Source organism: Buttiauxella selenatireducens, from assembly GCF_031432975.1.
Taxonomy (GTDB): domain Bacteria; phylum Pseudomonadota; class Gammaproteobacteria; order Enterobacterales; family Enterobacteriaceae; genus Buttiauxella; species Buttiauxella selenatireducens.
In genome coordinates this window covers 1,757,968-1,781,343 of sequence record NZ_CP133838.1, presented here as the reverse complement: position 1 = coordinate 1,781,343, position 23,376 = coordinate 1,757,968, and the positions used below count along the sequence as shown (strand labels likewise).

The 23,376-nt window shown below is 47.5% G+C and carries 24 protein-coding genes and 1 other annotated feature; of the genes, 10 read left to right on the top strand and 14 right to left on the bottom strand.

Translation table 11 applies throughout. The features are described 5' to 3' along the window. Nucleotides 1-142 precede the first annotated feature (142 nt). The 4 genes from RHD99_RS08210 to dacD form a co-directional block, all read right to left on the bottom strand. Nucleotides 143-463, bottom strand: coding sequence for a DUF496 family protein (locus RHD99_RS08210; RefSeq protein ID WP_034496514.1), 321 nt, complete (start codon nt 461-463; stop codon nt 143-145). Nucleotides 464-703: 240 nt separating this feature from the next. After that, nucleotides 704-1,762: an FUSC family protein gene (locus RHD99_RS08205; RefSeq protein ID WP_183269805.1), complete on the bottom strand. Its 1,059-nt coding sequence runs from the start codon at nt 1,760-1,762 to the stop codon at nt 704-706. An 89-nt stretch (nt 1,763-1,851) separates the two neighbouring features. After that, complete coding sequence (sbmC, locus tag RHD99_RS08200; RefSeq protein ID WP_309878344.1) at nt 1,852-2,322, bottom strand: DNA gyrase inhibitor SbmC; 471 nt, start codon at nt 2,320-2,322, stop codon at nt 1,852-1,854. A 237-nt stretch (nt 2,323-2,559) separates the two neighbouring features. Then, nucleotides 2,560-3,726, bottom strand: a complete 1,167-nt coding sequence (dacD, locus tag RHD99_RS08195) for a serine-type D-Ala-D-Ala carboxypeptidase DacD (RefSeq protein WP_309878343.1) — start codon at nt 3,724-3,726, stop codon at nt 2,560-2,562. 276 nt (nt 3,727-4,002) lie between these two features. Here dacD and sbcB point away from each other — a divergent pair, with 276 nt between their 5' ends. Next, a complete protein-coding gene (gene sbcB, locus RHD99_RS08190; RefSeq protein WP_309878342.1) occupies nt 4,003-5,430 on the top strand; it encodes an exodeoxyribonuclease I in 1,428 nt (475 codons plus the stop codon). A 66-nt stretch (nt 5,431-5,496) separates the two neighbouring features. Here the strand turns inward: sbcB and RHD99_RS08185 are convergent, their stop codons facing one another. From RHD99_RS08185 to RHD99_RS08150, 9 genes are all read right to left on the bottom strand, one after another. Beyond that, nucleotides 5,497-6,861, bottom strand: coding sequence for an APC family permease (locus tag RHD99_RS08185; protein WP_183269809.1), 1,365 nt, complete (start codon nt 6,859-6,861; stop codon nt 5,497-5,499). Then, nucleotides 6,851-6,913, bottom strand: coding sequence for a membrane protein YoeI (gene yoeI / locus RHD99_RS23990; protein ID WP_120063352.1), 63 nt, complete (start codon nt 6,911-6,913; stop codon nt 6,851-6,853). Before yoeI ends, RHD99_RS08185 begins: the two co-directional genes overlap by 11 nt. Nucleotides 6,914-7,067: 154 nt before the next feature. After that, entirely contained in the window at nt 7,068-8,366 is a 1,299-nt protein-coding gene (gabT, locus tag RHD99_RS08180) for a 4-aminobutyrate--2-oxoglutarate transaminase (RefSeq protein WP_309878341.1), read from the bottom strand. Nucleotides 8,367-8,578: 212 nt separating this feature from the next. Continuing rightward, nucleotides 8,579-10,342 carry a hypothetical protein gene (locus RHD99_RS08175; protein WP_309878340.1) on the bottom strand — a complete coding sequence of 588 codons (1,764 nt, stop codon included), beginning with the start codon at nt 10,340-10,342 and terminating at the stop codon, nt 8,579-8,581. After that, nucleotides 10,335-11,207: a hypothetical protein gene (locus RHD99_RS08170; RefSeq protein ID WP_309878339.1), complete on the bottom strand. Its 873-nt coding sequence runs from the start codon at nt 11,205-11,207 to the stop codon at nt 10,335-10,337. Before RHD99_RS08170 ends, RHD99_RS08175 begins: the two co-directional genes overlap by 8 nt. After that, complete coding sequence (locus tag RHD99_RS08165) at nt 11,194-11,841, bottom strand: class I SAM-dependent methyltransferase (protein ID WP_309878338.1); 648 nt, start codon at nt 11,839-11,841, stop codon at nt 11,194-11,196. The genes RHD99_RS08170 and RHD99_RS08165 overlap by 14 nt, the downstream gene beginning before the upstream one ends. A 23-nt stretch (nt 11,842-11,864) precedes the next feature. Next, the gene (locus RHD99_RS08160; protein WP_309878337.1) at nt 11,865-12,830 is read right to left on the bottom strand and encodes a glycosyltransferase family 2 protein; all 966 of its coding nucleotides are present in this window, start codon (nt 12,828-12,830) and stop codon (nt 11,865-11,867) included. A 136-nt stretch (nt 12,831-12,966) separates the two neighbouring features. Further along, nucleotides 12,967-13,884, bottom strand: a complete 918-nt coding sequence (locus tag RHD99_RS08155; RefSeq protein ID WP_309878335.1) for a LysR substrate-binding domain-containing protein — start codon at nt 13,882-13,884, stop codon at nt 12,967-12,969. 38 nt (nt 13,885-13,922) lie between these two features. Then, on the bottom strand, nt 13,923-14,750 hold the full coding sequence (locus RHD99_RS08150; RefSeq protein WP_309878333.1) for an SDR family oxidoreductase: 828 nt from the start codon (nt 14,748-14,750) through the stop codon (nt 13,923-13,925). A gap of 171 nt (nt 14,751-14,921) precedes the next feature. Between RHD99_RS08150 and hisL the strand changes: the two genes are divergently transcribed. The 9 genes from hisL to hisIE all read left to right on the top strand — a co-directional run bounded on the left by hisL (nt 14,922) and on the right by hisIE (nt 22,182). Then, nucleotides 14,922-14,999, top strand: coding sequence for a his operon leader peptide (gene hisL / locus RHD99_RS08145; protein ID WP_374708478.1), 78 nt, complete (start codon nt 14,922-14,924; stop codon nt 14,997-14,999). Continuing rightward, nucleotides 14,975-15,096, top strand: a sequence feature (His leader region). (Overlaps the previous gene by 25 nt.) Nucleotides 15,097-15,131: 35 nt before the next feature. Continuing rightward, nucleotides 15,132-16,031, top strand: a complete 900-nt coding sequence (gene hisG / locus RHD99_RS08140) for an ATP phosphoribosyltransferase (RefSeq protein WP_309878332.1) — start codon at nt 15,132-15,134, stop codon at nt 16,029-16,031. Between the two features lie 4 nt (nt 16,032-16,035). Beyond that, nucleotides 16,036-17,343 (top strand): histidinol dehydrogenase, encoded by a 1,308-nt coding sequence (gene hisD, locus RHD99_RS08135; protein ID WP_309878331.1) that lies wholly within the window; start codon nt 16,036-16,038, stop codon nt 17,341-17,343. Continuing rightward, nucleotides 17,340-18,422, top strand: coding sequence for a histidinol-phosphate transaminase (hisC, locus tag RHD99_RS08130; protein ID WP_309878330.1), 1,083 nt, complete (start codon nt 17,340-17,342; stop codon nt 18,420-18,422). The genes hisD and hisC overlap by 4 nt, the downstream gene beginning before the upstream one ends. Beyond that, entirely contained in the window at nt 18,419-19,486 is a 1,068-nt protein-coding gene (gene hisB, locus RHD99_RS08125; protein WP_309878329.1) for a bifunctional histidinol-phosphatase/imidazoleglycerol-phosphate dehydratase HisB, read from the top strand. The genes hisC and hisB overlap by 4 nt, the downstream gene beginning before the upstream one ends. Beyond that, nucleotides 19,486-20,076 carry an imidazole glycerol phosphate synthase subunit HisH gene (hisH, locus tag RHD99_RS08120; RefSeq protein WP_183269817.1) on the top strand — a complete coding sequence of 197 codons (591 nt, stop codon included), beginning with the start codon at nt 19,486-19,488 and terminating at the stop codon, nt 20,074-20,076. Before hisB ends, hisH begins: the two co-directional genes overlap by 1 nt. Nucleotides 20,077-20,081: 5 nt before the next feature. Beyond that, complete coding sequence (gene hisA, locus RHD99_RS08115) at nt 20,082-20,819, top strand: 1-(5-phosphoribosyl)-5-[(5-phosphoribosylamino)methylideneamino]imidazole-4-carboxamide isomerase (RefSeq protein ID WP_309878328.1); 738 nt, start codon at nt 20,082-20,084, stop codon at nt 20,817-20,819. Continuing rightward, nucleotides 20,801-21,577 (top strand): imidazole glycerol phosphate synthase subunit HisF, encoded by a 777-nt coding sequence (gene hisF, locus RHD99_RS08110; protein WP_309878327.1) that lies wholly within the window; start codon nt 20,801-20,803, stop codon nt 21,575-21,577. Before hisA ends, hisF begins: the two co-directional genes overlap by 19 nt. Next, a complete protein-coding gene (hisIE, locus tag RHD99_RS08105) occupies nt 21,571-22,182 on the top strand; it encodes a bifunctional phosphoribosyl-AMP cyclohydrolase/phosphoribosyl-ATP diphosphatase HisIE (RefSeq protein WP_309878325.1) in 612 nt (203 codons plus the stop codon). Before hisF ends, hisIE begins: the two co-directional genes overlap by 7 nt. Before the next feature lie 67 nt (nt 22,183-22,249). Here hisIE and wzzB read toward each other — a convergent pair whose 3' ends face one another. After that, nucleotides 22,250-23,236: an LPS O-antigen chain length determinant protein WzzB gene (gene wzzB, locus RHD99_RS08100; protein WP_309878324.1), complete on the bottom strand. Its 987-nt coding sequence runs from the start codon at nt 23,234-23,236 to the stop codon at nt 22,250-22,252. Between the last annotated feature and the right edge of the window lie 140 nt (nt 23,237-23,376).

Sequence of the window (23,376 nt, the reverse complement as noted above, 5' to 3'; positions counted from 1 at the left end):
GGTGAGTGGGTTCAGGGCTAGATTGAGGGCAGCGCACGCTTTCTCGCGATAAAAAAAACCGCCAAAGCGGCGGTTTTTACAATAAATCATTTATACCCTAAATCATTCGAACTGCATCGTGGCAGCGGAACGATGACGGATATCAGTCGGCTTTGATTTCGCCCATGACTTTAAGTTTTTTGGAAATTTCACGACGTTCTTTGGAGAGCTCTGCGTTTTTGATGATGTAGTCATCAACACGGTCTTCATAGTCAGTCTTCATGCTGGCGATGATGCCCTGAATCGCTTCGATGCTCATACCTGGTTTGATGTAGTCGCTCAGGTTATCAAGCAGCAGAACACGTTTTGAGTTATCACGGATCTTTTTCTGAACGTCCTGGATTTCACGCTGCAGTTTGTTTTTGCGACGGAACAGACGCACGAACTCAAGCACGTCCTGGAAAGATGGTTTGGTTGGTTCCATTTTTATACCCCTGCTAATTTCATACTCGGATTCGTTAAGACAGCCGCCATCAGATTACTTTAATGGTAGCGGCGGCCGCTGACAATTCTTTTACCCCATCATACTTGGGGATGCTCCGTACGACTTCAAGCTGCGTGATACAAGGCGACAACCCGAACAGTACAGGCGATTGGTGTATTTCGCTATCTTAACCTCAAAAGCTGCTGAATCGAAACCAGCAATTCACCTCAGGTTAAGCAATTATTTACGTAACGCGCGACAGATCAACTGCGAAAGCAATTCTAGTTGACGAGCAAGCTCCAGACTCAACCAGACGTAACCATGAATCGGTGTTTCCTGAAGTTTCCCATTTTGGCCATTTTGCATCAGCTCGTGCAGCTCACTGACGATTTCACTCAGTTTTTCATTGTTTGCCGAAATCGGTGACGGGTTGCCATCGTGTAACGCCCGAGCGATAGCGGCAAGCGTGCCCTGGGTCATTTGTTGCGTTTCGCGCAAAGTGTGGGCATTGATCATCAGAAAATGGCTTTCCCTGGATGCCCAATAAGCGTTGACCTGCAGCTCGAGCGTGCACACCATATTGCGACTAACCGTCTGAATCGCCTCTAAAATCGACTTTTGAATGTGCGTCTCTTTACTGCTCGGGCCAATCAGCGCCCGCATTCTCACCACATCGCCAAGCACCTTCTGTAAGTGTTTTTCCAGGCGCGGGCGCTCTAATAAGTTAGGTGAAAATCCGGCGTTGTAAACCCGGCCAAAGGCAGTGACGAAGTTTGCCATTTGTATGCGCCAGTGGATAAAGGCGCGCTGGGGATAAATGCTGGTAAAGAGCATGGCCAGTAGTGAGCCAAAGATAACGTCGCCGCTACGCCAAAGGGCAATCTCCATGTCCCCCGCTGGAGCCCCCACCACGACGGCAAGAGTGATCCCAATCAGCAGAGCCTGGTACGGACGTTTCCCCAAAGCCAGATAGCCGCAGATAAACATGGCGATTGCACACCAGACCAACATGAGCGGGAGCGAAAACAGTTCAAGTTTCAGCGCCACAAGCCCCATGGCAGCACCGCAAATCGTTCCCCCAATACGCTCAAAGGCGCGGGGCACGACGTTGCCCCAGAAAGAGATCGGCCCCATCACAACCACGAGTGTGATTAGCGGCCACGTTCCTTCGGGCACTTTCAGAAGATGAACAATCAAAAATGTGAGAACAAATGCCAGCGCGATGCGGATACCATGCACTGTCCGGTAGTTGCGGTAAATGCGGATCTCAAATGGGCTTAGTGATTTATCTGGACGCACACTCAGCTCCCCTGGAAATAAAAACGGGATTGTACCTGTTTTTTTTGAGTGGACATCACAAAGTTAGGGGGCGTATGCCCCCTTTAGCATCAGACTTGATCTGCCACCGGAATATACATGTCTATTTCCCACACGCCACTTTCTGAGCCGTCGTTCAGATAGTGTTCAAAGCAGGGTTTACCGGTTATCTGGTAGCTATTGCTGGCAAGAACGCTGTCAAAAAAGAGATTCCACGGTTTCGCAAAATCGCCGTCGTCAACGCGGGCACGGGCCACCGCATACTGCCCCCCCTGAATACCGGTGACGATGACGCCTTCGCTGTTATCCGGCACGGTAAAGTTTTCACTCACCGAGACAACGGTGTCGCAACGTAATTTCTCCGCAGGCACCAAATCGGGATTATCGTAATAAACCGCCAGCCACTCCTCACCGACGATTTTGTGGGTTTTTACCCACATGGCAAGTTGTTCAAAACCTTGATGAACCGTTTGCTCCCACGGCCCAACCATATGAAAACCGGCAACTTTACGCTCGTGGACTTGTTGTACGTTAAATTCCATATGACCTCCTGACCTGATTAAAAAATACTGTATGTTTATACACCACTCTAGTGCAGGGAAACAATCCTTTGTCAGGGTGATGTGGTTACTTTGCGAGCATGATCGCTTTTCGCAAAACTTCCGACCGTTTAGTCATCGTTGGTTGAGCGCCGTCGTAAAGCATCGTTGTAGAGCATAGTACAGCCAATAAAAACGGGCCGACATTCCTGCCGGCCCGTTGTGTACGCGTGTAATGAATTACAGTTTGTGGCTGATATAGTCACCCAGGCGCGACCAGGTACTGCCCTTTTTGACGTCAGTTAGCGTCACCAACGGCCAGTGCGCAATGAGTTTGTCGCGATCAAAGAGCTCGATTTCCCCCACATGTTGATTGGCGGCAATTGGCGCTTCAATCTCCTGATTATCGAGAATATATTTGGCTTTAATGTTCGGGACTTCAGACTTTGGCAGAGCCAGATAAACATCCTGATTGGTCCCGACTTCGATCTGCTTTTTATCGCCATACCAGATAGCTTCAGTACCGATTTTTTTGCCTTTATGCAGAACCTGCACGGTATCGAAGTTATCCTGGCCCCAATGCAGCAGTTTACGCGCCTGATCTTCGCGCCCTTTTGGACTTTCCGCCCCCATCACCACGGCAATCAAACGGCGCTCGCCGACGACGCTCGAGGCGATAAGGTTAAAACCAGCACTCGCGGTGTGGCCGGTTTTCAGCCCATCCACATTCAGCCCTTTGTCCCACAACAAGCCATTACGGTTTTGTTGCGTGATACCGTTCCAGGTGAGGCTGCGCTCGCTGTACATGTGATAAAAATCGGGTTCGCCGTGGATTATCGCTCGGGAAAGTACAGCAAGATCATAAGCGGTGCTGTGCTGGCCTGGGGCATCCAGGCCATGAACCGTTTCGAAATGGGTGTCGCGCAGGTGGAGTTGTTGCACGTATTTATTCATCATTGCCACAAATTGCGGCTGTCCACCGGCCACATAATCGGCAAGCGCAACACAGGCATCATTTCCGGAGTCAATAATCAGCCCACGACTCAAGTCATGCACGGTCAAGCGGTCGCCCGCTTTCAGGAACATCAGCGACGAGCCATCAAATACCGGATTGCCTTTTGCCCAGGCATCCTTACCGACGGTCACCATATCGTTTGCCGAGATCCGGCCGCTATCAATCGCACGATCGACCACGTAGCCGGTCATCAGTTTGGTCAGACTCGCTGGATTGCGTCGCACATGCTCATTTTCCGCAGCCAGAATTTGCCCGGTGGTGTAATCCATCAATACCCACGAGCCCGCCTGAATTTGTGGTGGAGCTGGTGCATTAACAAAGGTGTCGTCGGCAAAAGCGGAGTGAACAGAAAATGAAAGCAAGGTACAAACAGCAAACAGACGGATCTTCAACGATATATCCTCGGTAACAATTAATTCAGCCGCCTCTTTTACTGCAGTTTGTGACTTTTTTCGCAATTAAATTGCAAAAAGATATGAATGCGCTCACTCACATACCTTTGACGAATACATTATTCAGTCATTGCGGAGACTTCTTGCAAGGCTGTTAATGGTTTACCATTGGCTTATGCAACACCCGACAGCAATGATTGACACATGGAGAGGGTTTTAGTGGGATTTCAGTTTAATAACAGCACGTTAAACAACACTCAAGGGCGGAAGTAAACCGTGGACAATACAACGCAACAACCGACCTTCCTTTTTCATGACTACGAAACTTTCGGTAAAAGCCCGTCACTTGACCGCCCTGCGCAATTCGCGGCCATCCGCACTGACTCTGAATTTAATGTTATTGGCGAGCCGGAAGTCTTTTACTGCAAACCGGCGGATGACTATCTGCCTCAGCCTGAAGCGGTAATGATTACCGGTATTACGCCGCAACTAGCCCTGGCGCGTGGCGTAAATGAAGCGGATTTTGCCAAGCGCATCCATTCAATTTTTACCCTGCCGAAGACGTGTGTTGTCGGCTACAACAATGTGCGTTTCGATGACGAAGTTACACGCAATATTTTCTATCGTAACTTTTATGATCCGTATGGCTGGAGCTGGCAGAACGATAACTCGCGCTGGGATTTGCTCGATGTCATGCGCGCCTGCTATGCACTTCGACCGGAAGGCATTGTCTGGCCGGAGAACGATGAAGGGTTGCCGAGTTTCCGCCTCGAACATTTGACCAAGGCCAACGGTATTGAGCATGCTAACGCGCATGATGCCATGTCGGACGTATACGCCACCATCGCAATGGCGCAACTGGTCAAAACTCGCCAGCCGCGCCTGTTTGATTATCTCTACAGCCACCGCTCAAAGCACAAACTCACCACATTGATTGATATTGTGCAGATGAAACCGCTGGTACATGTTTCGGGCATGTTTGGCGCGTGGCGCGGTAACACCAGCTGGATTGCCCCGCTCGCCTGGCATCCTGATAATCGAAATGCAGTAATAATGGTCGATTTGGCGGGTGATATTTCACCGTTGCTGGAACTGGATGCTGATGCGTTGCGCGAGCGGTTGTATACGCCGAAATCCGCACTGGGTGATACGGCAGCCGTACCTATCAAACTGGTGCATCTTAATAAATGTCCGGTGCTGGCAGTGGCCAACACCCTCCGACCGGAAGATGCAGAACGTTTAGGTATCGATCGCAAGCGTTGCCTGGAAAACCTGAAATTGTTGCGTGAGCACCCTTCCGTACGCGAAAAAGCCGTGGCGATTTTTGCTGAAGCAGAGCCTTTTGTGCCTTCTGATAATGTTGATGCACAACTGTACAATGGCTTTTTCAGCGACGCCGACCGCGCAGCCATGCGCATTGTGCTGCAAACCGATCCGCAGAATTTGCCCGCGCTGGATATTACGTTTGCCGATAAGCGTATTGAAAAATTGCTGTTCAATTATCGGGCGCGTAACTTCCCTGGCACATTGGATGAGGCCGAGCAGCAGCGCTGGTTGCAGCACCGTCGCGATGTGTTGTCTCAGGAAGCGTTACAAGCCTACGCGCAAGAACTGGAAGCGCTCTATAACCTGCATGAAGATGATAAAGAAAAGACCGCGTTACTTAAGGCATTGTTTGAGTACGCGCAGTTTCTGGTAGGTTAACGACCTGGTGGGAAGACAGATACAAAAAAGGCTCTCGATTCGAGAGCCTTTTTTTCGACGTAAGCTTTACGCTAAGTCTTCGTTGAATTGTGGAACTGGGTTACGGAAGCGACGAGTCACGAATGCCAGATAGGTCAGGCCAATAGCCGCCCAAATCAGGCCCAGAATCATCGAGCTTTCTTCCAGGTTAATCCACAACGCACCTACTGTCAGTGCGCCACATGTTGGCAGCACCAGATAGTTGATGTGATCTTTGATAGTTTTGTTACGGCCTTCGCGGATCCAGAACTGGGAAATCACCGACAGGTTAACGAAGGTGAACGCCACCAGCGCACCAAAGTTAATCAGTGCTGTTGCGGTTACCAGGTCAAACTTCACGGCGAACAGCGCAATGATACCCACCAGAACCACGTTTAGCGCAGGAGTACGCCATTTCGGATGAATGTAACCGAAGAAACGCTCCGGGAACACGCCATCACGGCCCATAACATACATCAAGCGAGAAACACCCGCATGTGCCGCCATACCTGAAGCCAGAACGGTAACACAGGAGAAAATCAGGATACCGAACTGGAAGGCTTTGCCTGCCACGAACAGCATAATTTCTGGCTGTGACGCATCCGGATCCTGGAAGCGAGAAATATCCGGGAAGTACAGTTGCAGGAAGTAAGACACCACAACGAAGATCACCCCGCCAATCAGGGCAGTCAGGAAAATCGCTTTCGGGATGACACGGCCTGCATCTTTGGTTTCTTCAGACAGCGAGCTAATACCGTCAAATCCGAGGAACGAGAAGCATAATATGGTCGCGCCGGTGATCATCGGCACCACGTTTGCGTTCTCAGACCAGAATGGACGCGTACTGGCTAACGTGCCGGCACCTTCGCCATTGGCAACGCCGTAAATCACCAGACCGGTAATCACAACCATCACAACCATCTGCAACACAACAATAAGGCTGTTGAAGTTTGCCACGGTTTTAATGCCGCGCAGGTTGGAGATAGTCATGAAGCCAACCAGAAGCACCACGAAAATCCACGACGGGATAGACGGTACTAAGGCTTCAAAATAGATTTTAGCCAGCAGAATGTTGATCATCGGCATAAACAGATAATCAAGCAACGCCGACCAGCCCACCATAAAGCCCACCACCGGGTGGATTGCTTTTTGAGCGTAGGTATAAGCGGAACCCGCAGACGGGAAGCGGCGTACTAGCTTTCCATAACTTAACGCGGTGAACAAAATTGCCACAAGGGCAAACGCGTAAGCCGTAGCGACATGTCCGTCGGTAAGGCCAGATACTATCCCAAATGTATCGAACAAGGTCATCGGCTGCATATAAGCCAGACCCATCATAACTACCGGAATGAGCGTAAGGCTCTTACGGAGTTCAACACGAGATTTTGCACCTGCGGTGACGTTAAGCGACATGGTCATTCCCCCAAACGGCGAATACATGCGCAAAAGCAAAAAGCTGCCCCATCTAAATTTCCTCGGCGACACGACTGTCGTTTTTTAAAAGCTAGTATCTATCCGGTACGAAGCCCGGCCTCTTGGTTTTTTTGGCGGATGCCTGTTTGACTGCTTGAACTTAATGCAAAAAAATAACCGACGCGTTTAACGTCGGTTTTTTGTTCTCATTTAGTGAGGCGCGTATTTTGCACTAATTCGAGGCAAGAAGACAAGATGTTGAGGCCCTCATTAACAATTTCTTTTTCAGCTGTTAATGGGACAAGAAAACGAATCACATTCGCACGCACCCCACAGGACAATAAAACCAACCCCTGCTTGCCTGCTTCTTTGACAAGTGCCTGAGTTAATTCTTTATTCGGACGATGGCTGTCACGCTCTTCGACCAGCTCCATCGCAATCATCGCGCCGTATCCACGCACATCGCCAATGCAGTCAAATTGCTCTGCCATTTTCTGTAAACGATGGGTGATTTGCTCGCCAATGATCTGCGCGCGTTGATTGAGATTTTCTTTCTCTATTATGTCAGTGACCGCCAGCGCCGCCGCAATCGCCACAGGCGACCCGGCATAAGTGCCGCCCAGACCGCCCGGCATCGCTTTATCAAACAGTGATTTCTTGCCGACTAGCGCAGACAGCGGGAAGCCACCGGCCAGGCTTTTCGCCATGGTGACGAGATCCGGTTCCACGCCGCTGTGTTCTATGGCAAAGGTTTTACCGGTCCGGCAGAAACCACTTTGAATTTCGTCGGCAATCAATACGATCCCATGCTTGTCGCATAAGGTGCGCAGTTGTTTCATAAAGGACGTTGAGGCCGCATAAAAGCCCCCTTCCCCCTGCACCGGTTCAATAATGATGGCGGCAACTTCGTCAGGAGAAACATCCGCAGCAAAAATACCCGCCAGTGACGCCAGTGCCTGAGTGTCGCTCACACCGAGATAAGCCGCAGGATAAGGCGCGTGATAAATTCCGGCCGGGAATGGGCCATAGCCTTTTTTATAGGGCTGAACTTTACCGGTTAATGCCATGCCCAGCAGAGTACGACCATGGAACGCACCACGAAACGCAATTATAGCCGAGCGCCCGGTCGCAATACGTGCCACTTTGATGGCATTTTCGACCGCCTCCGCCCCCGTTGTCAGGAACAAAGTCTGACAAGGCTCGCTAATCGGCACCAGTTGATTAAGCCGTTCGGCAAGCTCGATATAATTCCCATAAGGCGTGACCTGGAAACAAGGATGGGTAAATTGTTCAAGCTGTTGACGCACTGCGTCAATCACTGCGGGATGGTTATGCCCGGTATTCAGCACCGCAATACCAGAAGCGAAATCAATATAGCGCTTGCCTTCAACGTCCCAAATTTCCGCATTTTTCGCTTTCTCAATATAGACCGGCAACGCATTGCCGACTCCATGCGGAACTGCTTGCTCACGCCGTGACTGCCATTGCTGATTGGTTTGCTTCATACAGACTCCTTGCGCACAAAAAGTTTGATTTAAAGTTTAGGCTGTTTAAGAAAGTGAATTATATTGACTGCGATGCAGCATTGAGTGCTCAGAAAAACACGATGAGACAAGATTTAAAGATTAGACTAGAATGACGCTATATCAACTATTAATGCAGTAAAATTTCGAACATACTAAAGCGGGTTAACAATAATAACCCGCCAACGTATTAATTAAAAATACAAGCGAAATGCAAATGCGCCACCAATTTTAGCCCCGTCTACATATGCCTCACCTTTGGAATACGCATCCCCCGCGCCAGGCCCAAACTTCGTAAGTAAAAAAACATGCGACTCAACCTCCTTTTTCACAGCCCACCATGTAATAGCATTACTTTGAGTGCAATCATTACATTTCAACCTTAATAGATACTTCTGATTCTTTTTCAACTTCACATTATTAAAATCAAACCATGTATATGAATTATCCTTAATGGTCTCCATTTTTACTATATCACTAGCAATTATCACACCAGAACCATCAAGTAGTTCAAGAATCAATGCTCCATGATTATTTCGTGCATACGTAGCCAGCATCAATTCAACCCCATTAAGGGAGTTTGATTCAGCCAGAATTGCCTGTTCAAAGCCACGACCTTTTGTAAGATATCCATAGCTAGTGTTATAAAGTGGTTGCTCTATAATTATAGTTGATTGCAACATTCGTAAGTCAGTAAATTTCACCAGCGCTGGATAAATAGAAGTTATCAACCCTGACACCATCAACATAAATACTATTATTTGAAATATTTTGCTATTGACATAACATATGAATTTACCAATGACTAAAGAACACACGGGCAAAAAACCAAAGAAATACCTAGCCTGCATCGCTCCCATATACCCAGTATTCAGATGTAACTGTCTGATTGTAAAAACATACACAGTAATATAAATGGCAAAAGCAATAATAAAAGAAAACTCAAGATTGAAAAAAGTATTATTTTTTGATAGCTTCATCGCCAGTATATAGCTACTCATGCCCCCTAACATAATTAAAATAGATTTTAAGATAACAATTCTAGTTTCACTATCAATAATAGGAACATGCCCATAAGGTATAGTAATAGTAACTAAGTTAGATTTAAAGAAATTTACCAAGAATTCTAAAAAATCTAGTCTTTTTGCATTTGGATTCTCAATAAAAAACCACAGCGCAGGATTACCTTGTGGAGCTGGATAAAAATCATCATATATGGCATGTACACAAGCAAAGTAAAATATAATAATTAAAATTGATAATATTATAAGCAACCATTCTTTTAACGATATTTTCTTTATTATTTTTATAAAAGTGGAAAAATTGAATAGAGCAACGGACACTAACAAGCATACGATGACCAAAGAACCAGTCGCCTTGCTCAGTGAAGCAACAATTCCGCCAATGCAAATTATAATCACACTTGAAGTCAAAGATTTATTTTTTCTTTCAACCTCTATCAAACCTAGCAATCCATAGATTACAAGCGTGCAACCAAGAACATTAATTTGATCATTATTAATTGCGCTTCCTAAAACTACAAACATTGGGATAACCAATAAAAAGGCGCCCCCAGTAAAAGTAGCCAACATGGATTTAGTGGTTGCATATAACATTCTGCATGTAAGTATAATTATTATAATAGAAATAATCATATTCACATATCGCCCTACATTTGCATACATATCTTGTAAATGTAAAAGACTAGCCAGTTCGCCAACAATCACATAATACAGTGCAGGATGATTAAGGTAGTTTAGTTTATTACTTGAAAAAACAAGACCATTATTATAATCTGGAAATTTATTTTTAATAACATCAACCACATATCCCATATGAGCAAATTCATCGGGAAAGAACCCTGGATTATATGAATGTGCATATCCTATTGCTAACACAAGAAAAAACAACGAAAGAAAAACCGTAACAAAAACAACACCTGAATTTTGTTTATTCATAATAATCATCTTGTCTTAACGAGAATGAATATAAGTAGAAAAAGCAGTCACCAATAATTGTTACCACTCGACCTAATACGACAGCCATAATAATATCAACCTCAGTGAATAATGGCTTCAAAAATAATATCAGTAAAAACTCTCTGACACCTACACCAGCTGGAGAGCCAGGTGTGACTAGCCCTACAAGCCATGAGATGACGTATGCACCAATTAAAGGAAATATCAATACAGGTGTCACCACCCAATTATCCACAATCGAATACAATACGCAGAGGAAAACCCCTCCAGATATAAATAAGAATAAAAGGTATTTAATTACAACCTTAATTAAATTACCCTTACCTTGCCATTCAAGCCCTAAAACAAGCCCGACTATGGTAACTATAAATAGGGAAAGACCATAAACGACACTAAATCCAGGATATAACAGTGGTAGCATCCAAAATATATAAATAGCCCCAGTTATAATCAAAAGCAATAATTCAAGAAAAGTACTTTTGGCAATCGCTTTTCCTGAAAAACCATAAGACATTGTAAGTAACTGTCTACCTGCAAATTGAAAAATGTTACCCGGCACGTACTTAGCCAATTGTGTCATGCCGTAAATCCTTGTTGCAACACGATGACTAATGTGTTGATGCAAACCAACCATTAATATTTTCCATGCTGCAGCAAGAATAAAATTGGCTGCACCATAAGCACCTGCCAACAATATAATTATTAAAAATAATTTTAATGTAAAAGTACCATCGGGAATCTGCGCCCAATATTTGGTTATTCTATGCGCAACAAATACTATACTTAATAGTGCGATTATGCTCCCTAAGTAATTAAGCCATTTCCGTAGGTTAATTTTTTTCATAAGGCACACATAACAACATAGTCCACGGAAATGGCGACGTTACTTCAATTATTTTGAAATATTTTTCGGTAAATTTTACAAAGGATTTTTTTGACCAATGTTGTATATGCCCCGGTGTATTACCAAAATCCTTTATATACTTTCCCCGAGCCATATTGAGCGCGCACCACACAGGTTCACGTGGAACACTGATAATAAGATATTTATCGACCAGACTCTGCAAGATTTTCATGGCCCTTTCTGGATCTTCCAGATGTTCCATAACTTCACAACATACAATCAAATCAGCACTATCGGTTTCTGGCGTTAGATCATAAATGCTTTTAATATTAAAAACTTCTGGTGTTAGCTTTTTACTTAGCGCATTTTCTTTAGCAATTGATATTACATCATGTGAAAAATCACTACCAACGGCTTTTAGGCCATTCTCATTCCATTTATTAACCCAAAAACCCTCACCACACCCAACTTCATGAATGGTTTTAGGATTGGCTTGGGCAACAAATTTTTCAAGCGAGGAATCGAACCCACTCATCATCCATCTTACAATAGGATTTTTGGATCCGTATTTATCGAACGTATTTCCAAATACAACCCCATCCTCTACTTTACCACCAGAAACTTTAAAACTCATACATACCTCAAAGAAATATAAAGCTATTTATTTTGATCACTTTTTTTAATCGGATCGGTATTTATTTGTGCCACCTTGAATCGCAAATCTTCAAGTAACTTTCTATTAGCTGAGAGCAAATCAGTAACAAATGCTATTAATAGTGTTTGAAATCCCATCCCCATTAGCACAGACGCTAAAATTAAGGATTGGATATAACCATTACCATCACCGGTAAGATATTTATAAAGAAAACGAACACCCAGCAAAAAACCCGCAAAAAACAATACTGCGCCTATTGCTCCAAAAAATCGGAACGGACGATATATGACAAAAATACGAACAATAGTAACAATGCTTCTTTTGATGTACGACGAAATACTTTTCACTAAGCGCGAGGGACGTAAATCTTCATTAACACGAACAGGAACCGATGTAATGGTTATATTTTTTTGGCCTGCCTGAATGATCGTTTCTAATGTATATGTATAGTCATTGAACACCATTAGTTTCTGCGCGGTAGCTCTGGACATCGCTCTAAAACCACTTGGTGCATCAGGAATATCTGTTTTACTTGCAACACGAACAACCCAACTTCCCAATTTTTGCAGGCATTTTTTTATTGGTGAAAAGTGCTCGATAGCAGCTATCGGACGCTCGCCAATCACCATCTCTGCCCGATGCTCCAGTATTGGTGCCACTAATAACGGAATATCTTCAGCGCAATATTGATTGTCAGCATCCGTGTTAATAATGACATCAGCATCAAGACTTAAACAAGCATCAAGTCCTGTCATAAAGGCCTTAGCTAGTCCTTTATTGCCAGTGTGCTTGACGATATGGTCCACACCGTTCTGTTTGGCTACACTAATGGTGTCGTCAGTACTACCATCATCAATAACGAGCCATTCAACCACGTCGAATCCTTCAACATGCCTTGGTAACGCATTGAGCGCTATGGCCAGTGTTTCTGCTTCATTAAAACAGGGGATTTGTATGATTAATTTCAAGTTCCCAACACCTTATTCAAATAATTAAAAGTATCCAATTTGAGTTGTGAATTCTATCGCATCCTTTTAAAAATCGCTTTCAATTATTATTCTGAATGATATTTATAACCTAAATATCCTCCAGTTGAGAATATTCTTAACGACCCATTTCCTGCGCATAAATGCGTGAAATGGCGCTATTCGTGGTAATTTGCTCCCGCCACCACTCGCTGGCAAGGCCTGCCGTTTGTTCGTTCCAGCCAATCCACACTGGGACAAACGGCACATGGGAAATGACTTGTTTTTCGACCAGCACTCCACTTTCAATAAAACGCTGCGCCATGTAACGGGGAACGTAGCCGCATCCGATGCCGCTTATCTGTAATTCGAGCTTGGTTTTGAAGTCAAAGACCGTGATAGCATCTTGATCTTCGAGTAAATGCATTGAACGTGACGGTTCAAGGCGGGAAGTATCCCCCACGATGACTGCACGACTGCGTTTTATCACGCGACGATTCAACGGCTCTTCGGCGTCAGCCAGCGGGTGGTGCGGGGCGACGACAAACACGCTTTCAAGCTGGCCGAGCAAGGTAAACCCGAAGCCACTGATGGATGGCGGGTCGCTCATTGCACCAACAATAATATCTGCTCGCCCTTCGGTAAGCGCTTCCCATGAACCACCCAACACGCCATTGATGAATTTCAGCCGTGTCACGCTGTAACTTTTATAGAACGCTTCGATGAGAGGTGTCAGCAGTGAAAAAGGAAATGAATCGTCCACCCCGATTACCAGTTCGTTCTCCCATCCCTGATGAAGCTTGATGGCTTGTTGTTCAAGTTCGCGTACGGTATGCAGCACTTCCCGACCTTTTTCCAGAAGAAGCTGACCCGTTCGCGTAAATCGCGCACGATGACCTGAGCGATCGAGGATCTGGATATTGAGATCGTTTTCGAGTTTTTGCACGGTGTAACTGAGCGCGGAAGGGGTTTTAAAGAGCTTTGTTGCCGCCGCAGCAAAGCTCCCTTCTTTATCGAGGGTATCGAGAATTATCAGCACATCCAGCAGTGGTTTCATACTCGTTCCTGACAGTCACGAGTAATGCCCCACAGCGGTTACTGCATGGGCATTACCAGCGGGTTTGGATACTGATATTCAAACCCAAGTTCGTTGCAGATACGGTTGCCATCCACCAGCTTACCGCGGCCATTTTGCGCTTCAGTTCGGAAATTTGGTGCATCGAGATTCATCTGGCGTGCCATCAAAGAATAGAATTCGGCACGCGATGGGTGATCGGGCGCACATAAATTATAGATGTGACCGCCCTTTGGAGCCTGTAACAACAGTGTAATTGCTGAAATGACATCTTCCAGATGCACCAGATTGACGCCATGCGCCCCATTCGCCACATCCGTTTTTCCTGCTAAAAAGCGTCCTGGATGGCGTTCCGGCCCGACCAAACCCGCCAGACGCAGAATATCGACCGACGTTCCCGGTAAATCATGCAACCAGGTTTCGAGCTCTTTAAGTACGCGGCCACTGGCGGTAACCGGCTCAAGCAGAGACGTTTCTTTCACCACCCCTTCTCTTTCGCCATACACCGAGGTGGAACTAGTAAAAATGATGCGCGGAATATCGTGCGCTAACGCGCTATCGACAATTTCCTGCACCGCCTGCAGATAGAAATCGTCGCCTTCACCCGTACGGCGAGCGGGCAGAGTAATCACCAGCGCATCAACATCGAGCAGCGCATCGAGATCGTCACTGTCGCAGATCAGTTCAGGCGTCAGCTGCAATTGATAGCTGTCGATTCCACTCATCCGTGCAGCCTCTACTCCGTCGAGTGTGGTTTTACTGCCTGTCACTTGCCAGCCGCGCGCTGATAAAGACATCGCAAGCGGCATCCCAAGCCACCCTAACCCGACAATCGCAACCTTTTTCATGTCTTCTCTCCTGGATTGCAGCATATCTCTCTGCTGTACTTTTGAACCCTGTAATAAGGCTACGCCACGTTACGACAACTAACAATCAGTGGCGCTAAACAGAATATTAATTGAGAGGATAAAAAGCCCTTGCACTGAAAGGCGAATCTGGTTTACGTTAATTGCACACACATGAATAATCATTCATACGAGAATTTTATGACACGCGTTCAAAATGCTTTCCACCATCATCACCATCATCCTGACTAGTCTTTCAGGCGATGTGTGCTGGGAGACGAAAAGATCTTCCAGTGGTGCATGAACGAGTCAATAAGCCCCCGGAAGATTTCTTCCGGGGCTTTTTTTTGGACGTCAGACAAGAATTGATAAGGGGATTTTCCAATGTTAGACAACACACGTTTACGCATAGCTATTCAGAAATCTGGTCGTTTGAGCGATGACTCACGCGAATTACTGGCTCGCTGCGGCATAAAAATTAACTTGCACACCCAGCGCCTGATTGCCATGGCAGAAAACATGCCCATTGATATTCTGCGTGTGCGTGATGACGACATCCCTGGGCTTGTGATGGACGGTGTCGTGGACCTCGGTATTATTGGCGAAAACGTACTGGAAGAAGAGCTACTGAACCGCCGCGCTCAGGGCGATGACCCGCGTTACTTCACCCTGCGTCGTCTTGATTTCGGCGGCTGTCGTTTTTCACTGGCGATTTCCGTTGATGACCCTTGGGATGGTCCAGCAAGCCTTAACAATAAGCGCATTGCGACCTCTTACCCTCACATCCTCAAGCGCTACCTTGACAGTAAAGGCGTGCAATTTAAATCCTGCTTATTAAACGGTTCTGTTGAAGTGGCTCCACGTGCCGGTCTTGCTGACGCTATTTGCGACCTGGTTTCGACAGGAGCAACGCTTGAAGCCAACGGCCTGCGTGAAGTTGAAGTGATTTACCGCTCTAAAGCGTGCCTGATTCAGCGTGATGGTGAAATGGATTCGGCGAAACAACAGCTTATCGACAAATTAATGACCCGTATTCAGGGCGTGATTCAGGCGCGTGAATCGAAATACATCATGCTCCATGCACCAAGCGAGCGTCTGGACGAAATCGTTGCTCTGCTCCCAGGTGCTGAACGCCCAACAATTCTGCCGCTCGCAGGCGACCAGCAGCGCGTCGCGATGCACATGGTCAGTAGCGAAACCCTGTTCTGGGAAACCATGGAAAAACTGAAAGCGCTGGGTGCCAGTTCCATTCTGGTGTTGCCAATTGAGAAGATGATGGAGTAACACCATGGCAAACTTCAATACGTTGATTAACTGGAATGAATGTGATGAGGCGGCGCAACAAGCGTTGCTGACTCGCCCGGCGATTTCGGCGTCGGAAAGCATTACCCGCACAGTCGCTGATATTCTTAATAATGTGAAAGCTCGCGGCGATGCGGCATTGCGCGAATACAGCGCGAAATTTGATAAAACGATCGTTGAGCAACTCAAAGTCAGCGAGAGCGAAATTGACGCCGCAGTGGCACGCCTGGGTTCTGAGATTAAAGACGCGATGGCCGTTGCGGTGGCGAATATCGAAAAATTCCACGTCGCTCAACAGTTGGCAACGGTGGATATCGAAACCATGCCTGGCGTACGCTGCCAGCAGGTGACTCGCCCGGTTGCGTCTGTCGGCCTTTATATTCCTGGCGGTTCAGCGCCGCTGTTTTCAACCGTATTGATGCTTGCCACACCGGCTCGTATTGCAGGCTGTAAAAAAGTGGTGCTGTGCTCACCGCCACCGATTGCTGATGAGATTCTGTATGCCGCACAGCTTTGTGGCGTGCAGGAAGTGTTTCAGGTTGGCGGCGCCCAGGCGATTGCCGCACTGGCTCTGGGCACTGAAAGCATCCCAAAAGTGGATAAAATCTTTGGGCCGGGTAACGCTTTTGTGACCGAAGCAAAACGCCAGGTTAGCCAGCGTCTTGATGGAGCGGCTATCGACATGCCCGCCGGCCCTTCGGAAGTTTTGGTGATTGCCGATAGCGGCGCAACACCTGATTTTGTGGCCTCCGATCTGCTTTCCCAGGCGGAGCACGGCCCGGATTCACAAGTGATTCTACTGACGCCGGACAGTGCAATGGCGCAGTCCGTCGCCGAAGCCGTTGAACGCCAGTTGGCCGCATTACCGCGTGCCGAAACGGCGCGTAAAGCACTGGAAAGTAGCCGTTTGATTGTTGCTCGAGATCTTGAGCAGTGTATTGAAATTTCTAACCAGTATGGCCCCGAGCATCTGATTATTCAGACCCGCAATGCCCGTGATTTAGTTGAAAGCATTACCAGCGCCGGTTCGGTTTTCCTCGGTGACTGGTCACCGGAATCCGCAGGCGACTACGCTTCGGGTACTAACCATGTGCTGCCGACTTATGGCTACACTTCGACCTGTTCAAGCCTTGGGTTGGCCGATTTCCAGAAACGCATGACGGTTCAGGAACTCTCGCCACAAGGTTTCGCAAGTCTTGCTAAAACCATTGAAACGCTGGCTGCTGCCGAGCTGCTGGATGCCCACAAAAACGCCGTTACCCTGCGCCTTGCTGCGCTCAAGGAGATGCAATGAGCATTATAGAGTTAGCCCGCGAAAATGTCCGCGCCCTGACCCCTTATCAGTCGGCCCGCCGTCTGGGTGGTAATGGCGATGTGTGGTTGAACGCCAACGAATATCCAACTGCTGTTGAGTATGAGCTGAAGCAACAGACACTGAATCGTTATCCTGAATGCCAGCCAAAGCTTGTGATTGAGCGCTACGCTGAATATGCAGGCGTAAAACCAGAACAGGTGTTAGTCAGTCGTGGTGCGGATGAAGGTATCGAACTGTTAATCCGCGTTTTCTGTGAACCCGGTAAAGATGCGGTGCTCTACTGCCCACCGACGTATGGCATGTACACCGTGAGCGCTGAAGCCAGCGGCGTGGAATGCCGCACCGTGCCAACACTTAAAGACTGGCAGCTCGATTTACCGGCCATTGCAGAAAATCTTGATGGCGTGAAAGTGATTTACGTTTGCAGTCCAAACAACCCAACCGGACAGTTGATTAACCCGCAAGATCTTCGTGTATTGCTGGAGATGGCGCGTGGAAAAGCACTGGTGGTTGCCGACGAGGCCTATATTGAGTTTTGCCCACAGGCGACACTGGCTGGCTGGTTAAATGAGTATCCGCACCTGGTTATCCTGCGCACGCTTTCCAAAGCCTTTGCGCTGGCGGGTCTGCGCTGCGGCTTCACCCTGGCAAATGAAGAGGTGATTAATTTGTTGATGAAAGTCATCGCGCCTTATCCACTTTCCACGCCGGTTGCCGATATCGCCGCTCAGGCATTAAGCCCGCAGGGTATTAATGCCATGCGCGAACGCGTGGAGGAGATCCTTGTCAATCGTCAGTATCTGATCACTTCGTTGCAGAACGTTGACTGCGTTGAGCAGGTTTTCGATTCTGAAACTAATTACGTACTGGCGCGTTTCACGGCATCAAGTGCTGTATTTAAATCTCTGTGGGATCAGGGCATTATCTTACGAGACCAGAATAAACAACCATCGTTAAGCGGCTGCCTGCGTATTAGCGTCGGCACCCGTACTGAATGCGAGCGCACCATTGCTGCGTTGCGTGAACAACCCGGCCTGACGGCCACGGAGGGCATGTGAGCCAGAAAGTTCTTTTTATCGACCGTGACGGTACTTTAATTTCCGAGCCACCTTCAGATTTTCAGGTGGATCGTATGGATAAACTGGCCTTTGAGCCTGCGGTGATCCCCGCCCTGCTTCAATTACAAAAAGCGGGCTACAAGCTGGTGATGATCACCAATCAAGATGGTTTGGGGACCGACAGTTTCCCGCAAGCGGATTTCGACGGCCCGCACAATCTGATGATGCAGGTGTTTACTTCTCAGGGCGTGAGTTTTGATGACGTACTGATTTGCCCGCATTTACCAACAGATAACTGCGAATGCCGCAAGCCAAAACTGGCGATGGTGAAAGGCTACCTGGAAGAAGGCGTTCTGGATAAGCCAAACAGCTATGTGATCGGCGACCGTGCGACCGACATCGAACTGGCCGCAAACATGGGGATTCAGGGTTTACGCTACCACGGTGAAACACTGAACTGGCCGATGATCAGCGACCAGTTAACCAAACGCGACCGCTACGCGCACGTTGAACGTGCGACCAAAGAGACGCAAATTGACGTGCAAGTGTGGCTCGACCGCGAAGGTGGCAGCAAAATTAACACCGGCGTGGGTTTCTTTGACCACATGCTGGACCAGATTGCCACCCACGGCGGCTTCCGCATGAACATTAGCGTAAAAGGCGACCTTTACATTGATGATCACCACACTGTAGAAGACACCGGCCTGGCACTCGGCGAAGCACTGAAAATCGCGCTGGGTGATAAACGCGGTATTACACGCTTTGGCTTTACCTTGCCGATGGACGAATGTCTGGCCCGCTGTGCGCTGGATATTTCTGGCCGTCCGCATCTTGAATATAAAGCGGAGTACAACTTCCAGCGCGTGGGCGATTTGAGCACCGAAATGGTCGAACACTTCTTCCGTTCGCTCTCTTACAGCATGGGGGTAACTCTGCACCTGAAAACCAAAGGCAAAAACGACCATCATCGTGTCGAAAGCCTGTTTAAAGTCTTTGGTCGCACATTACGCCAGGCGATTCGGGTTGAAGGCGACACGCTGCCCTCCTCGAAAGGAGTGTTGTAATGGACGTCGTGATCCTTGATACCGGCTGTGCCAACCTGCACTCGGTAAAGTCGGCTATTCAACGTCACGGCTATGAACCCGTGGTGAGCCGTGATCCGGAAGTGGTGCTGCGTGCCGATAAACTCTTTTTGCCCGGTGTGGGCACAGCTCAGGCGGCAATGAACCAAATTCGCGAGCGTGATCTGGTCGAGCTGATTAAGGCATGTACCCAACCGGTGCTGGGGATTTGTCTCGGTATGCAGCTTTTAGGCTCGCGCAGCGACGAAAGCAACGGCGTGGAAATGCTTGGCATCATTGAAGAACCGGTACTGAAAATGGTCGACCACGGTTTGCCTTTGCCACACATGGGCTGGAACCGAGTTTATCCAAAAGCAGGTGACCGCTTGTTCCGGGGTATCGACGATGGCGACTATTTTTACTTTGTGCACAGCTACGCCATGCCAGTGTGTGCGAATACCATCGCCCAGGCCAGCTACGGCGAACCGTTCACCGCAGCCATTCAAAGAGATAACTTCTTTGGCGTGCAATTCCACCCGGAGCGTTCGGGTGCAGCAGGCGCAAAATTACTGAAAAACTTCCTGGAGATGTAAGCACCATGATTATTCCCGCTCTCGATTTAATAGACGGCACAGTGGTGCGCCTCCATCAGGGGGATTACGGCCAGCAGCGCGATTACGGCAATGACCCACTACCGCGTTTGCAAGATTATGAAGCGCAAGGCGCGCAGGTATTACATCTTGTGGATTTAACCGGGGCAAAAGACCCGGCAAAACGCCAAATCCCCCTGATCAAATCACTGGTTGCAGGCATCAGCGTACCGGTGCAAGTCGGCGGTGGTGTGCGTACTGAAGAAGATGTTGCCGCATTGCTTGAAGCAGGTGTTGCGCGTGTCGTCGTAGGTTCAACAGCCGTAAAATCGCCGGAAGTCGTAAAAGGTTGGTTTGCACGTTTTGGCGCAGATGCTCTGGTATTAGCGCTGGATGTGCGCATTGACGAGCAAGGCAATAAACAGGTCGCCGTCAGCGGCTGGCAAGAGAACTCCGGCGTAACACTTGAAGAACTGGTAGATACCTATCTACCGGTCGGACTCAAACACGTGCTGTGTACCGATATTTCACGCGACGGCACGCTGGCAGGTTCGAATGTGTCGCTGTATGAAGAAATTTGCGCGCGTTTCCCGCAAGTGGCGTTCCAGTCATCCGGCGGTATTGGCGACATCAACGATATCGCCGCGTTACGCGGCACTGGCGTACAAGGCGTGATTGTCGGGCGTGCATTACTGGAAGGGAAATTCAATGTAACGGAGGCGATCTCATGCTGGCAAAACGGATAATTCCTTGCCTGGACGTACGCGACGGGCAAGTCGTGAAAGGTGTGCAGTTCCGCAACCATGAAATCATTGGCGATATCGTCCCCCTTGCACAACGTTATGCGGCAGAAGGCGCAGACGAACTGGTATTTTACGATATCACCGCCTCAAGCGATGGACGCGTGGTGGATAAAAGCTGGGTATCGCGCGTAGCTGAAGTTATCGATATTCCTTTCTGCGTAGCGGGCGGTATTAAGTCGATTGAAGATGCGGCACAAATCCTCTCTTTTGGCGCTGATAAAATCTCTATCAACTCCCCTGCTCTGGCCGATCCTGAACTCATTACTCGCCTCGCCGATCGTTTTGGCGTGCAGTGTATTGTGGTGGGTATTGATACCTGGTTTGATTGCGAAACCGGGAAATATCACGTCAATCAATATACTGGCGATGAAAGCCGTACGCGTGTAACAACGTGGGAAACGGTAGATTGGGTGCAGGAAGTGCAAAAGCGAGGGGCCGGGGAAATCGTACTTAATATGATGAACCAGGACGGTGTTCGCAACGGCTATGATCTGGCGCAGTTAAAGAAAGTGCGTGAAGTTTGCCATGTTCCGTTGATTGCCTCGGGTGGCGCGGGAACCATGGAACACTTCCTCGAAGCATTTCGTGATGCGGATGTCGACGGCGCGCTGGCAGCATCGGTATTTCATAAGCAAATTATTAATATTGGTGAGTTGAAGCAATATTTGGCTCAACAAGGCGTGGAGATAAGAGTGTGCTAACACAAGAGCAACGAGACCAACTGGACTGGGAAAAAACCGATGGCCTGATGCCGGTAATCGTCCAGCATGCTGTTTCAGGTGAAGTGTTGATGCTGGGGTACATGAATACTGAAGCACTGGCACAGACTGAACAAAGCGGGAAAGTGACATTTTTCTCGCGCACCAAACAGCGTTTGTGGACCAAGGGCGAAAGCTCAGGTAATTTCCTCAACGTGGTAAAAATCGCCCCTGATTGCGATAACGACACGCTGCTGGTTCTGGCAAACCCAATTGGCCCAACCTGTCATCTCGGCACATCAAGCTGCTTCGGTGAGACCCATCACGACTGGCACTTCTTGTATCAGCTTGAGCAACTGCTGGCCTCGCGAAAAAGTGCCGACCCAGAGAGTTCATATACTGCGAAGTTGTATGCAAGTGGAACCAAGCGGATTGCTCAGAAAGTGGGCGAAGAAGGTGTGGAAACAGCGCTGGCTGCTACGGTTAATGACCGCCATGAACTGAAAAACGAAGCGTCGGATTTGGTTTATCACTTGCTGGTGTTATTGCAGGATCAGGAATTGGATTTAAGCGCGGTGATTGAGAATTTAAGAGAAAGGCATAAGTAGGGTTGTGCGGAAGTTTTGATGTGAGAAAGGCCGCTGATGCGGCCTTTTTGTATGCTGCAGTAAAATCTTAAGCTACTGGCTTGTAGTGACGCATTGCGTTGCGACCTAACACCACACCTGAACCAAGAATCAAACCAACCAAAGCAGCTAACACCAGTGTCAGACCCTTTTTAGGACTATCACGGCGGATAGGCAAATTAGGTTTCATGACATAACGGAATGCATAAGTCGTATCAGGGTTAGATTTCAATGCGCTAATCGCTAACAGGGTTGAGCGAGCATTAAAGTATAAGTCATCCAAAGGTAATGGACGCGTTGCTTCATTTTTGATGGTTGCTGAAAGCGCATCGCTTCCTAGCACAAAAAGCGTATCTTCCGACAATGTTTCAGCCTGCTGAACCAGCGTGTTTTTGATATTGGATTGCTGCGCAACAATTAATGCCTGATTCAGGATTTCAAGACGTTTGTCTTTTTTCTCCTGAGCAATTTTCTCTTTAGTTGTCAAATCGATTTTGAGATCGTTAATTTTAGAATTGATGCTAGTGTTTAAGTCATCATCAAGTTCAGTGACCACACGCTTATTAATTTGTTGAAGGTAAGTGGTGAGTGTTTTTTGTGCCTCAGCAGCACTTTTCGCTACATAACTCACTTTCAATGGAGCGGGCTGATCTTTAACTGATTGCACAATAGTCAGTTTTTCTGGCTTTTCCTGATTATCTAACTGTTCAGACAAAGCTGATAATGCTGAACTGAAGCGACCAAAGAAGCGTTCTTGAATATCGACAATCGTCGGAGCACCGGCACCATATAGAATATTCATCGCGTTATTATAATTCGCGGTTTGCCCAGAATCTGGCAATGTAACGATAGCTTCAGAGGTCCATTTCTCTTTAGCCACAAATAGATAGATAACGCCCAGGATAATAGCTCCGACGGCAAAAGCGATGATGGTTGCCTTGTCTCTCCAAAGCTGCATTAAAAGATCAATTAAATCAGTTGATTCATCCGAATCATTGCGGTTGCCAGAGCTCATATTACTGTTATTTGGATTCATGGTTATCCTGGAAAGTGCTTATTTACATAACATCAGTACAAATGTAACGAAGTTAAGATTTTACAATAGAAGAAAAAGTTAGCGCTTTGCTGGTTTACGCATTTAACAATCATTTATAGCGAGGAATACCAACAGAATTT